The sequence below is a fragment of the Pseudomonas sp. GW821-FHT07G10 genome (assembly GCF_059418545.1).
The window spans coordinates 47,690-59,759 of the sequence record NZ_JBWKQB010000006.1; the positions used below are offsets into that span (position 1 = coordinate 47,690).

General features: G+C 59.4%; 12 protein-coding genes. 6 read left to right on the plus strand and 6 right to left on the minus strand.

Going from position 1 to position 12,070, the window contains the following annotated elements:
- Positions 1–41 precede the first annotated feature (41 nt).
- The 3 genes from AC07O1_RS10240 to AC07O1_RS10250 all read left to right on the plus strand — a co-directional run bounded on the left by AC07O1_RS10240 (position 42) and on the right by AC07O1_RS10250 (position 4,823).
- On the plus strand, positions 42–1,808 hold the full coding sequence (locus tag AC07O1_RS10240; protein WP_495088691.1) for a sensor histidine kinase: 1,767 nt from the start codon (positions 42–44) through the stop codon (positions 1,806–1,808).
- Complete coding sequence (locus AC07O1_RS10245; protein WP_495088692.1) at positions 1,802–3,136, plus strand: sigma-54-dependent transcriptional regulator; 1,335 nt, start codon at positions 1,802–1,804, stop codon at positions 3,134–3,136. Before AC07O1_RS10240 ends, AC07O1_RS10245 begins: the two co-directional genes overlap by 7 nt.
- A 367-nt stretch (positions 3,137–3,503) precedes the next feature.
- Entirely contained in the window at positions 3,504–4,823 is a 1,320-nt protein-coding gene (locus AC07O1_RS10250; protein WP_495088693.1) for an MFS transporter, read from the plus strand.
- Positions 4,824–5,012: 189 nt separating this feature from the next.
- On the opposite strand, the gene AC07O1_RS10255 is transcribed toward AC07O1_RS10250, so the two are convergent.
- Positions 5,013–5,768: a COG4705 family protein gene (locus AC07O1_RS10255; RefSeq protein WP_495088694.1), complete on the minus strand. Its 756-nt coding sequence runs from the start codon at positions 5,766–5,768 to the stop codon at positions 5,013–5,015.
- A 374-nt stretch (positions 5,769–6,142) separates the two neighbouring features.
- On the opposite strand from AC07O1_RS10255, the gene AC07O1_RS10260 reads away from it, so the two are divergent.
- Both AC07O1_RS10260 and AC07O1_RS10265 read left to right on the plus strand, forming a co-directional pair.
- Positions 6,143–6,361: a hypothetical protein gene (locus AC07O1_RS10260; protein WP_495088695.1), complete on the plus strand. Its 219-nt coding sequence runs from the start codon at positions 6,143–6,145 to the stop codon at positions 6,359–6,361.
- A gap of 183 nt (positions 6,362–6,544) precedes the next feature.
- Positions 6,545–7,174, plus strand: a complete 630-nt coding sequence (locus AC07O1_RS10265) for a flavin reductase family protein (RefSeq protein WP_495088696.1) — start codon at positions 6,545–6,547, stop codon at positions 7,172–7,174.
- Here AC07O1_RS10265 and AC07O1_RS10270 read toward each other — a convergent pair.
- Entirely contained in the window at positions 7,167–7,439 is a 273-nt protein-coding gene (locus tag AC07O1_RS10270; RefSeq protein ID WP_495088697.1) for a hypothetical protein, read from the minus strand. The two genes, AC07O1_RS10265 and AC07O1_RS10270, sit on opposite strands and share 8 nt — an antisense overlap.
- A gap of 9 nt (positions 7,440–7,448) precedes the next feature.
- A complete protein-coding gene (locus tag AC07O1_RS10275) occupies positions 7,449–7,814 on the minus strand; it encodes a putative quinol monooxygenase (protein ID WP_494992054.1) in 366 nt (121 codons plus the stop codon).
- A 337-nt stretch (positions 7,815–8,151) separates the two neighbouring features.
- Between AC07O1_RS10275 and AC07O1_RS10280 the strand changes: the two genes are divergently transcribed.
- Positions 8,152–9,075, plus strand: a complete 924-nt coding sequence (locus AC07O1_RS10280; RefSeq protein ID WP_495088698.1) for an AraC family transcriptional regulator — start codon at positions 8,152–8,154, stop codon at positions 9,073–9,075.
- 40 nt (positions 9,076–9,115) lie between these two features.
- On the opposite strand, the gene AC07O1_RS10285 is transcribed toward AC07O1_RS10280, so the two are convergent.
- From AC07O1_RS10285 to AC07O1_RS10295, 3 genes are read right to left on the minus strand one after another with little or no spacing between them, the layout of a single operon-like run.
- Positions 9,116–10,171, minus strand: coding sequence for an ABC transporter ATP-binding protein (locus tag AC07O1_RS10285; protein WP_494992052.1), 1,056 nt, complete (start codon positions 10,169–10,171; stop codon positions 9,116–9,118).
- Between the two features lie 13 nt (positions 10,172–10,184).
- Positions 10,185–11,033 carry an ABC transporter permease gene (locus AC07O1_RS10290; RefSeq protein ID WP_494992051.1) on the minus strand — a complete coding sequence of 283 codons (849 nt, stop codon included), beginning with the start codon at positions 11,031–11,033 and terminating at the stop codon, positions 10,185–10,187.
- Entirely contained in the window at positions 11,030–11,938 is a 909-nt protein-coding gene (locus AC07O1_RS10295) for an ABC transporter permease (RefSeq protein WP_495088699.1), read from the minus strand. Before AC07O1_RS10295 ends, AC07O1_RS10290 begins: the two co-directional genes overlap by 4 nt.
- Between the last annotated feature and the right edge of the window lie 132 nt (positions 11,939–12,070).

Sequence of the window (12,070 nt, forward strand, 5' to 3'; positions counted from 1 at the left end):
ATGTTATGGTGCCCCCCTCCTATCACACCTGTTCATCCAGTATGTTCGTGACTTCCCGCTCCCTGCGCCTGGCGCTGTACACGCTGCTGATCATCGCCGGTGCAGCCCTTGCCGCCGGTTTGGCCATGCGTCACGCCGAACGCCAGGCGCTGGTGGACGACGCCGTGCGCGCCAACGAGCAACTGGCGCTGTATGCCAACTCCCTGCACACCCTGATCGAACGTTATCGCACCCTGCCCTCCGTGCTGGCACTGGATCCGGAACTGAGTTCAGCGTTAAACGGCCCGGTCAACCCAAGCCAGCAAGACACGCTGAACCGCAAACTGGAACGCATCAACGGCGCCGCACAGTCTTCCACGCTGGAACTGCTCGACCGCACTGGTCGGGCCGTGGCCGCCAGTAACTGGCGGCTACCGAGCAGCTATGTTGGCCATAACTATGGTTTCCGTCCGTACTTCAGCCAAACCCGCAGCCAGGGCGCCGGTCGCTTTTATGCGGTGGGCGTGACCAGCGGCATCCCCGGTTATTTTCTGTCCAGCGCAGTGACCGGCGACAGCGGCGAGTTTCTCGGCGCAATGGTGGTGAAACTGGAGTTCCCCGAACTTGAGCGCGAATGGCGTCAGGGCAGCGACATCCTGCTGGTCAGCGACGCCCGCGGCATCGTCTTCATCGCCAACCAGCCCGGCTGGCGTTATCGCCAGTTGCAGCCGCTGTCGGACAGCGACCGCAGCGAGCTCAAAGCCACCCGCCAATACGACAAGCAACCACTGACCCCACTCGAACACCGCGCCCTGCGGCACTTCGACGAAAACAGTTACCTGGCCCGTGTCGAGGGTCCGGACGGTACGTCCGATTACCTGTGGGAATCGCTGCCGCTGACCGCTGAAGGCTGGACACTGCATCTGCTGCGTCGCCCGCAGGCCGCCATCGAAGACAGCCGTAACGCCGGGCTGGCAGCGGCCGGTCTGTGGCTGACACTGGTGTTTTTGCTGCTGTTCCTCAACCAGCGCTGGCGCCTGGCCCGCCTGCGTCAGCGCAGCCGTGAAGAACTCGAAAAACTGGTGGAAGAACGCACCCGCGATTTGCGCACCGCTCAGGACGGCCTGGTGCAATCAGCCAAACTCGCCGCCCTCGGGCAGATGTCCGCCGCGCTGGCCCATGAAATCAACCAGCCGCTGACCGCTCAACGCATGCAGCTGGCGACGTTGCGCCTGCTGCTGGATCACGGCCGGATAGACGACGCCTATAAAGCCATCACCCCGCTGGATGAGATGCTGACGCGCATGGCCGCCCTTACCGGCCATCTCAAGACCTTCGCCCGCAAGAGCCCCAGCGGTTTGCGCGAGCGGCTGGACCTGGCGGCGGTGGTCGATCAATCCTTGCACCTGCTCGACGCTCGTATGCGCGACGAAAACGTCAGCAGCGTGTTACACCTGACCCGCCCGGCCTGGGTACGTGGCGATGCGATTCGTCTGGAGCAGGTGCTGATCAACCTGCTACGCAATGCGCTGGATGCCATGAGGGACAAGCCGCTCAAGCGCCTGGAAATCCGCATCGAGTCCGATCCACCTCTGTGGCGGTTGACGGTTGCTGACAGCGGCGGCGGTATAACTGAAGAGAATCTGGCGAATGTCTTCGACCCGTTCTTCACCACCAAACCGGTGGGTGACGGCCTCGGTCTCGGGCTGGCAGTATCTTACGCCATCGTCCACGAACACGGCGGTCGCCTCGCTGCCGGCAATCACCCAGGCGGCGCGATCTTCACCCTGACCCTGCCTATCGCTCTGGAGGCGCAAAACCCATGTTGAACTCGGTGATTGTGGTCGACGATGAAGCCAGCATCCGTAGCGCCGTGGAGCAATGGCTAAGCCTCTCGGGTTTTGTGGTGCAACTGTTCAGTCGCGCCGAAGAGTGCCTGGCGCAACTGCCGAGGAATTTCCCCGGGGTGATTCTCAGCGACGTGCGCATGCCCGGCATGGGTGGCCTGGAGTTGCTCGGTAAGGTCCAGGCGCTGGACCCCGATCTGCCGCTGATCCTGCTCACCGGCCATGGCGACGTGCCGATGGCGGTGGAGGCCATGCGCGACGGCGCCTACGATTTTCTGGAAAAACCCTTCAGCCCCGAGACCTTGCTCAGCAGCCTGCGCCGGGCGTTGGATAAACGTCGGTTGGTACTGGAAAACCGCGCCTTGCACGAGCAGGCCGACAACCGCGCCAAACTCGACGCCAGCCTGCTCGGTGTTTCCCGTGGCCTGCAGACCTTGCGTCGACAAGTGCTGGACCTCGCGGCGTTGCCGGTCAACGTGCTGATTCGTGGCGAAACCGGCAGCGGCAAGGAGCTGGTCGCCCGTTGCCTGCACGATTTTGGCCCCAGGGCTGACAGGCCTTTTGTGGCGCTGAACTGTGCGGCGATCCCCGAGCAGTTGTTCGAAGCCGAGCTGTTCGGCCACGAAAGCGGCGCCTTCACCGGCGCTCAAGGCAAGCGCATCGGCAAGCTCGAATACGCCGACGGCGGTACGCTGTTTCTCGATGAGATCGAAAGCATGCCGCTGGCCCAGCAGGTCAAACTGCTGCGGGTGTTGCAGGAGCAGAAACTGGAACGGCTGGGCTCCAACCAGAGCATCCGGGTTGATCTGCGAATTATTGCTGCGACCAAACCCGACTTGCTGGATGAAGCCCGCGCCGGGCGTTTTCGTGAAGACCTGGCCTATCGTCTGAACGTCGCTGAATTGCGCCTGCCGCCCTTGCGCGAACGGCGCGAAGACATCCCGTTGTTGTTCGAGCATTTCGCCTACAGTGCAGCGCAACGCTTGGGGCGCAGTTTCCCGCCACTGAGCGGTCCGCAACTGAGCCGTCTGCTCAGCCACGACTGGCCGGGCAACGTCCGTGAACTGGCTAACGTCGCCGAACGTCAGGTGCTTGGGCTCAGTGAACCGGAGCCTGAAGGCATCGAACCGGGTCAGTCCCTTGCTGCCCAGCAGGAAGCCTTCGAAGCACACTGCCTCAGGGCTGCCATGACACGGCACAAAGGTGATATCAAAGCGCTACTTGCCGAATTGCAGCTGCCACGCCGGACCTTCAATGAAAAAATGCAGCGCCATGGGTTGGCGCGAGAGATGTTTTTGAAGGATGAGTGATTTTCCCGGGCCGATCGTTCCCACGCTCTGCGTGGGAATGCAGCCCGTGACGCTCTGCGTCACTGCCGAAGCGGACGCAGAGCGTCCAATGAGGCATCCCCACGCAGAGCGTGGGAACGATCAATCGCGTACCCTTGTAGGAGCGAGCTTGCTCGCGATTAGCCCGTGCTGGCTACAACCTTTAGAGATCTGTGCCGGATAAGCGGATTTCCGCTCATCGCCCAGTCATCCTTCAGCGGATTTCCGCTCAATAAATCACCACAACCCCTCTAAACCAAGCTTCTTCGTCCTGGCACAGCTCCTGCTATAGCCCTCCCAGGCTGCGTTTCGGCGCGCTCCACAAAAACAATTAGACGAAGGATCCTTTATGGATAACTCAAACACCCTGCCTCTTGGGTCGGCGGCTGCGCCGGCAAAAGAAAGAACCACTTCCAGCCGTATCAAATCGATTTTCAGCGGTTCTGTCGGCAACATGGTCGAGTGGTACGACTGGTACGTCTACGCGGCCTTCTCGCTGTACTTCGCCAAAGCGTTCTTCCCTAAAGGCGACACCACTGCACAGCTTCTGAACACCGCTGCGATCTTCGCCGTGGGCTTTTTGATGCGCCCGATCGGTGGCTGGCTGATGGGCCTGTATGCCGACCGCAAAGGCCGCAAAGCGGCGTTGATGGCTTCGGTGCTGTTGATGTGCTTCGGCTCATTGATCATCGCCTTGAGCCCCGGTTATGAAACCATCGGCGTCGGCGCGCCAATTCTGCTGGTGTTCGCCCGCTTGCTGCAGGGCCTGTCCGTGGGCGGCGAGTACGGTACCTCAGCGACCTATCTGAGCGAGATGGCAACCAAGGAACGTCGTGGTTTCTTCTCCAGCTTCCAGTACGTCACGCTGATCTCCGGTCAGCTCATCGCGCTGGCGGTACTGATCGTGCTGCAACAAACCCTGACCACCGAACAGCTGTACGACTGGGGCTGGCGCATCCCGTTCGCCATTGGCGCGCTGTGTGCGGTTGTCGCGCTGTATCTGCGTCGAGGCATGGAAGAAACCGAGTCGTTCTCCAGGAAGGAGAAGTCCAAAGAAAGTGCGATGCGCACCCTGTTGCGCCATCCCAAAGAGCTGATGACCGTGGTCGGCCTGACCATGGGTGGTACGTTGGCCTTTTATACCTACACCACCTACATGCAGAAGTACCTGGTGAACACGGTTGGCATGAGCATCTCTGACTCCACCACCATCTCGGCGGCCACATTGTTCCTGTTCATGTGTCTACAACCATTGGTTGGCGGGCTTTCGGATAAAGTCGGGCGGCGGCCGATCCTGATTGCCTTCGGCATTCTCGGCACCTTGTTCACCGTACCGATCCTCACCACTCTGCACACGGTCCAGACCTGGTGGGGCGCGTTCTTCCTGATCATGGCCGCGCTGATCATCGTCAGCGGCTACACCTCGATCAACGCCGTGGTCAAAGCCGAATTGTTCCCGACCGAAATCCGCGCCCTAGGCGTCGGCCTGCCTTATGCCCTGACCGTATCGATCTTCGGCGGCACCGCTGAATACATCGCGCTGTGGTTCAAGAGTATCGGCATGGAAACCGGTTACTACTGGTACGTCACCGCCTGCATCGCCGTTTCGCTGCTGGTGTACGTGACCATGAAAGAAACCCGCAAACACTCGCGAATCGAGACGAACTGACAGGTAAAAAAATACCTGTGTCCATGTAGATGTAGATGTAGATGTAGATGTAGGAGCGAGCTTGCTCGCGATAGCGGTCTGACAGCCACCATTGATGGTGGCTGTTGTGGCCTCATCGCGAGCAAGCTCGCTCCTACAGATGCATGCGGTCCCCGTACGCGATGGTCACGACTCGGTCATACAGACCAATCAGGACAGCTCGGCAGCGCCCTGACGCACGTACTTGTTCTGAACGTACGAAGCCCCCACGATCATCACCACCAGAATCCCCGCCAACACCAGCGACGAACCGACGGTGCCGAAGTCCAGTCCACCCTTTTCATGGGGTTTGGTCAGGAAGTCGCCCAGGGTTGCGCCGAACGGACGCGTCAAGACGAAGGCAATCCAGAACAACAGCACTGACGAGATTTTGGTGAAGTATCGCGCCAACACCACCAGCACAATCGTCGAGCCTATGAACAGCGCTCCACCGGCAAAACCCAGGCCGGAGTCGTCGGCCAGGAAGTCACCGAGGGCAGTGCCCAGGGTGTTGGAAAACAGAATCGCCATCCAATAGAACATCTCACCACGAAAAGTCTGAATTTTGCTCACGTTCAGCGAGTCGCCGCTCAGACGCCAGAGGGCGAAGATCGTCACCAGAATCGCAATCAGGATCATCGAACCCGTGGCATAGCCCAGACCCAAAGTGCGGTCCATGAAGTCCGACATGGTGGTGCCGGCGGTACTGGTCGAAAGGATCACGATCCAGTACAGCACCGGGTTGTAGGTCTTCGAAAACAACTGCGTCACCAGCGTCAGCAGAAACACGCTGATCAGGATCATCGAACTAATGGCGTAGCCGACATTCAGGGTCATCGACAGCAAATCCCCGGCGGTTTCCCCCAAGGTCGTCGCGCAGATTTTCATGACCCAGAACGCCAAGGTGATCTGAGGAAGTTTGTTCATTCGATGCAGTGCTCCAGAGCTCGGATTTCAGACAGCCAGTTTCAATGGTTTTGGCCCGGGCGGAGACTGAATGGGTAACAGTGAAAAATAGGTAAGTACGGAATGAAAAATCCATAGAACAACAGATTCTAAGGATTTCTGCGCAATTAATGATCAGTTAATGCCCGGACCACAGGCTGCGGCTGATATGAGTCGACGTAGAGCGCCATACGCTAGCTGACCAGGCCACATCTGAAAGCGGCCAATTGCGTTACTACATATATCTATTAAAGCGATTGCTTTAAGCATGAATTTGCACTTTTCAATCAAGTTCACAAGCGTAGTATGAATTTCATGCTCAACGTACAACACGCAAACGAACCGGAGTAACCGCCATGAAAACCAAATTGGTCATCGCCACTATCCTCTCCGTACTGGCTGCCAACACCTTCGCCGCTGACGGCTACGATCGCACCGGCTCTGCTACCGTCGCTGCCGATGGCTACGACCGCACTGGCTCTGCCACCGTCGCTGCTGACGGCTACGACCGCACTGGTTCCGCCACCGTCGCTGCCGATGGCTACGACCGCACCGGCTCTGCCACTGTCAGCTAACACTCAATCGCGGTATCACAGCCCGGCTTCTGCCGGGCTTAATCGTTTTTGGGGATAGAAAAGATGAACACCCTCTACAAAGATCACCGTCCCCCAATCGAAGCCCCCTACGCTGGAAAAAACCTGCGGCGCCCTGCACTATGACCGACTCCCCTTCCAGTCCCACCTCAGGAACCCCGCGCGATGTCTGACGATATCCATTACTACGAACCCGCCCAGGGCCACGGCCTGCCCCATGACCCGTTCAATGCCATCGTCGGCCCCCGTCCTATCGGCTGGATTTCCTCGCAGGATGCCCAAGGCCGCCTGAACCTGGCGCCCTACAGCTTCTTCAATGCGTTCAACTACATTCCGCCGATCATTGGATTTTCCAGCGTCGGGCGCAAAGACAGCCTGAACAATATCGAGCAGACCGGCGAGTTCGCCTGGAACCTGGCGACCCGTCCGCTGGCCGAGCGGATGAACCAGAGTTGCGCGACAGTGCCCGCTGAGGTGAACGAGTTCGAACTGGCCGGGCTCACACCGGTCGCCTCGAAAGTCATCGCCGTGCCACGGGTAGCCGAAAGCCCGGTGTCCTTCGAATGCAAGGTCACGCAGATCATTCAACTGCAACGCTCAGACAAGGAGCTGGTGCCCAGCTGGCTGATTCTCGGCGAAGTGGTCGCCGTGCATATCGCCAAGTGGCTGCTCAAGGATGGGGTCTACGATACCGCCGCGGCAGAGCCGATTCTGCGCGGCGGCGGGCCGGCGGATTATTTCCAGCTGGGGCCTGAGGCCTTGTTCAAAATGTTCCGCCCGGGGGCGGTCAAATAGTTTCCCAGGACAATTCGCCGTCTTCACTCACGTCGATCAACTGTTCAAGCTTTTGCGCGGCAGCCTGATCGGCGTCATGGGCGGTCTTGAATTTCTGGTCTTCGAGCACTTTATGAAAACGCGGGGTGCCTGAACCACCCAGGGCCTTGACGGCGATAGCGGCGCTGTAACCACCCTCACCCGGTACAACAGCGGAAACTGCTTCGAACTGCGCAAACTCTTTACGTGCCATGTCGCGGATCCTGGCCAATTGAAAGTCGGCCATTCTAAACCTTCAACTGGCCAGCTTGTGCATCGCAGGTAAGTTCAGTTGCGCGTACTCAACCTGGGCCTGAGCTGTCGAGACATCACTGAAGGTATGAAAGTCCAGGCTGTTGACCACCAACTCCTGCACCAACTCGGCGAAAATCTCCATGGCAGGGGTACCGAAGTAGGCAGTCATGGCCTGATGGTTGATCCAGAAACCGGACACCAGCCACAGCTCTGGGTCGCACAATGAATGCTGCAGGGCAAAATGCAGACAACCGGGTGCCTGACGGGTCGTTTCGATCAGGCTGCTCAAACGCACGCCTAACTCCATCGAGCGTCCGGCGCGGGCCCGAGCAAAAACCATATGACTGACGGGAATATGCGTGGACATCGTTGATCCTCCCAAGGTGTAGACGATCTGCAGCCTTGAGACGGGCTGCGACAGGATCAAAGATTAAGCGCCCGGCGCACGGGCCGTTAGTCGATTCCTGCCGGCTTATTGCACAATCCTGCGCCAGCGCTCCGATTGCGCAGGTCGGTGGGAAATCCACGCTACAAACGTGACAGTCGTGTTTCAAGCAACTTTCTCCACGCCGAACCCGTTGTATCTGCTCTGATTTTTAACCCGAAGCAGGATCAGGCAAGTTTTATGCAGCAATTGCCTACCACCCGGCCTTGCACAAACTTAAGCTGTGCCCATCCGAAAAGCTTCGCAGAGGATGTCACCCATGTCATCGCTCGATCACACCCAAGCCCCGCTGGACGCCGACATGGAAAAACAGCGCGCGGAACTGGCCACTATCATCCGCCGCAACACCGGTGAAGATGGCACCTACACGACGGCCATCGGCTCGTTGTTTGTGTCGCGGCATAGCTGCTCCCACGACTTCGCTCCGGTGCTTGCCCAACCGGCGCTGTGCATCCTCGCCCAAGGCCGCAAGGAAGTGCGCCTTGCTGACGAACACTTCAACTATGATCCGCTCAATTACCTGGTGGTCTCGGTCTCGATGCCGTTGAGCGGTCGGATAGTCGATGTTTCGCCAGAGCATCCGGTCCTGGCCTTGCGCCTGGATATCGACCCGGCAGAGATTACCGCGTTGATTGCCGATGCTGGCCCCATGGGCGTGCCAACCCGCCCCACCGGGCGTGGCCTCTATGTGGAGCGACTCGACCAACCGATGCTCGACGCGGTGCTGCGTTTGACCCGTCTGCTCGACACCCCGAAAGACATCGCCATGCTCGCGCCACTGATTCGCCGGGAAATTCTCTATCGGTTACTGCGCAGCCATCAGGGCTATCGTCTGTATGAAATCGCCATCGCCAACAGCCAGAGCCATCGAATCAGCCAAGCGATCAAATGGCTCAACGGTAATTATGAGCAGCCTTTGCGCATTGATGATCTGGCGCGGGAAGTGAACCTCAGCGTGTCGACCCTGCACCACCGCTTCAAAGCGATGACCGCAATGAGTCCGCTGCAATATCAGAAGCAACTGCGCCTGCAAGAGGCGCGGCGCTTGATGTTGGCTGAAGGGCTGGATGCGTCGGCGGCGGGCTATCGGGTGGGCTATGAAAGCCCGTCACAATTCAGCCGTGAATACAGCCGGTTGTTCGGCGCGCCGCCGTTGCGGGATTTGGCGCGGTTGCGGTCGTAGGAGCGATGGGCTGCGCAGCAGCCCCACATACAATTATCGGCTACGCCCCCAACACCCGACACGCTTCGGCCGGAATCGTCACTGACACCGGGTTGCCGATACTCAAGCCAATCCCCTGACACGGTGTACTCAGCGCCGTCAGCGAAACCCCGGAACACTCGACCGTGGTTTCAATCGTCGCGCCAATATCGCGAACGAACGTCACCTTGCCCAGAAGGCGGTTGCCCGCTGTCGCCTGAGGTTGCGACAGCTGCAGATCCTCAGGGCGCACCAGCATTTTGACCTTCTCGCCGACCACGATGCTGCTGCAAATCGGCACATTGAGCGAGTCGCCGCCCGGCAAACTTATCTGCCCATTCCCCAACGCGGTAGCGGGGAAAATGTTCCCTGTGCCGATAAAGTCGGCGACGAATTCGTTGGCCGGATGCCGATAGATTTCGATCGGCGTACCGACCTGCTGTACCCGATGCTCGCCCAACACCACCACGATATCGGCCATGGTCATGGCTTCGCGCTGGTCATGGGTGACCATGATAGTGGTGATGTTCAGGCGTTGCTGCAGCTGGCGGATTTCCACCTGCATCGATTCGCGCAACTTGGCGTCCAGTGCCGACAGCGGCTCGTCGAGCAGAAGGATTTTCGGGCGCGAGGCAATCGCCCGGGCAATCGCCACGCGCTGGCGCTGACCACCGGAGAGTTTCGATACTGGCCGGTCGACCATCTCTTGCAATTGAATCAGTTGCAGCAACTCGGTGACCCGCGCCTGCTGATCGGCCTTGCTGACCCCACGCAGTTTCAGCGGGTAGGCAATGTTCTCGCCAACGGTCATGTGCGGGAACAGCGCCAGGGACTGAAAGACCATGCCAAAGTTGCGCTGGTGCGCCGGGGTATGGCCAATGTCTTCACCGTCCAGACGAATCTCGCCGCCAGTCAGGGTTTCCAGCCCGGCGATCATTCGCAGCAAGGTGGTTTTTCCGCAGCCCGAAGGGCCGAGAAAACACACCAGTTTGCCCTCGGGCAAATGTAGATTGACGTCCTTTACCGCGCACGCCGTGCCGTAATGTTTCTCGACGTTTTCCAGAATCAGTCCAGTCATGTTGCACCTCAAATCAAAAGGAAACGCCACCTTCACCGACCAGTTTCTCCAGTGCCCAGATCAGGACAAAGTCGATAAGTACGATCAGCACGGCGAACGAGAAAACGGTCGGGTCCAGCGACGACACGGTGCGGCTGTACATCCAGATCGGCACGGTCATCACATCGATGGTGTAGAGGAAATAGGTCACGGTGAATTCGTTGAACGAGACGATGAAGGCCAGCAGCATCCCGGCGAGAATCCCCGACTTCATCAACGGCACCACCACATCGACAATCGCCCGCAGCGGTGAAGCACCGAGCATTTGCGCGGCCTCTTCGACTTCGCTGCCGATGGACAGCATCGCCGCCGTGCAGTTTTTCACCACGAACGGCAACGCCAGAATGACGTGGGCAATCACCAGCCGCGAGGTGGTCATCTGGAAGGGCAGGCTGTCGAACACCAGCAGCAACGCCAGCCCCAACACCACCATCGGGAACACCAAGGGCAAAGACATAAGCTGCAGCGCCACGGCCTTGCCGCGGAACTCGCAACGGGTCAATGCATAAGCCGCCGGCACCGCGATCACGGTCGCGAAAACCATGGTCAGGCACGCCACCATCAGGCTGGTGGTCATGGCTTTGCCCAGGCTCAATACATCGCTGGTGTCCGGCGAAACAAAGGTATTCCACGCCGCCTTGTACCATTGCAGGCTGTAGCTGCCGGGCGGGAAGTCCAGGTTCGAGGCGCCACTGAAAGACATGACGATCATGGTCAGGATCGGCAATACCGCCAGCAGCAGAATGAAGCCTGAAAGGACCCCGGCGAACCGCCCGGTGTCTCCGGGAAGCAGCGACTGGCGCTTCTTGATTAGCGTGCTCATTGCGAAGCCTCCAGCATGCGCCGACGACGGCCCGTGATGTATTCGGAGAGGGTCATGATTGCCAACGTGGTGACGATCAACACCACCCCTGCGGCGGATGCGGCAGGCCAGTTCATCAGCGGCGCAATCTGGTCATGAACCATTACCGCCAGCATCGGCACCCGTCGACCACCGAGCAACAAAGGCACCACGAAGCTGCTGGCGTTGTAGGCAAACACCAGCGTCGCGCCGGTAATAATCCCCGGCAGGCTCATGGGCAATACCACTTGGCGGAACACCTGCAAGCGGCTCGCGCCCAGGGTCGCGGCGGCCTCTTCGTAGGTGCGGGCAACGCCGCGCATGGCGCTGGCAATCGGCAACACCGCCAATGGGAACGCGGTCTGCACCAGCCCCATCAACACACCGTTCTGGTTGTACAACATCATGATCGGACGCTTGATCAGGCCCAGGCCCATCAGCGCCTGATTGAGCATCCCGCCCGGCCCGAGGATCACCAGCCAGCCGTAGCTTTGCAGCAGCAGGTTGACCAGCAATGGCAACAGCACCGCGGCTAGAAATATCCGGCGTACCAAAGGCGATGTCAGGCGCGACATGGTGTAAGCCACCGGGATCGCCAGCAACACCGCGATCACTGCGCTGAACAAGGCCAGGCGCAAGGTCAGCACCAATGACTTCAGATAATAGGGTTCCAGCAATTGGGCATAACTGGCCAGGCTGAAGCCGGTCCATTCCGCGCCCTTGGTGCCCACGCTCATGCGCAGCACCAGCAGGCTGGCGGCAATCAACACGCCGAGAAACAGCATCGACGGTGTGAGGAAAAACCAGGCGCGGGTGGTCGGCGAAACACCGCGAGCCGGGCGCACGTTCGCGGCGCCGACCGGGTGGGTCAGGGATTGGTGTTCCATAGCAATGATCTCGTCAATGGAAAGCAGGAAACCTGGGGACTGGACTTGTCTTGATGCTGAGCAGTGTAGGAGCGAGCTTGCTCGCGATGACTGCCTACCAGTCAACATTGATGTCGACTGCAAGTCCGCTAT

Coding starts and splice junctions, on each gene's coding strand:
- AC07O1_RS10240 (WP_495088691.1), top strand. CDS start 42: ATGTTCGTGACTTCCCGCTCCCTGCGCCTGGCGCTGTACACGCTGCTG.
- AC07O1_RS10245 (WP_495088692.1), top strand. CDS start 1,802: ATGTTGAACTCGGTGATTGTGGTCGACGATGAAGCCAGCATCCGTAGC.
- AC07O1_RS10250 (WP_495088693.1), top strand. CDS start 3,504: ATGGATAACTCAAACACCCTGCCTCTTGGGTCGGCGGCTGCGCCGGCA.
- AC07O1_RS10255 (WP_495088694.1), bottom strand. CDS start 5,768: ATGAACAAACTTCCTCAGATCACCTTGGCGTTCTGGGTCATGAAAATC.
- AC07O1_RS10260 (WP_495088695.1), top strand. CDS start 6,143: ATGAAAACCAAATTGGTCATCGCCACTATCCTCTCCGTACTGGCTGCC.
- AC07O1_RS10265 (WP_495088696.1), top strand. CDS start 6,545: ATGTCTGACGATATCCATTACTACGAACCCGCCCAGGGCCACGGCCTG.
- AC07O1_RS10270 (WP_495088697.1), bottom strand. CDS start 7,439: ATGGCCGACTTTCAATTGGCCAGGATCCGCGACATGGCACGTAAAGAG.
- AC07O1_RS10275 (WP_494992054.1), bottom strand. CDS start 7,814: ATGTCCACGCATATTCCCGTCAGTCATATGGTTTTTGCTCGGGCCCGC.
- AC07O1_RS10280 (WP_495088698.1), top strand. CDS start 8,152: ATGTCATCGCTCGATCACACCCAAGCCCCGCTGGACGCCGACATGGAA.
- AC07O1_RS10285 (WP_494992052.1), bottom strand. CDS start 10,171: ATGACTGGACTGATTCTGGAAAACGTCGAGAAACATTACGGCACGGCG.
- AC07O1_RS10290 (WP_494992051.1), bottom strand. CDS start 11,033: ATGAGCACGCTAATCAAGAAGCGCCAGTCGCTGCTTCCCGGAGACACC.
- AC07O1_RS10295 (WP_495088699.1), bottom strand. CDS start 11,938: ATGGAACACCAATCCCTGACCCACCCGGTCGGCGCCGCGAACGTGCGC.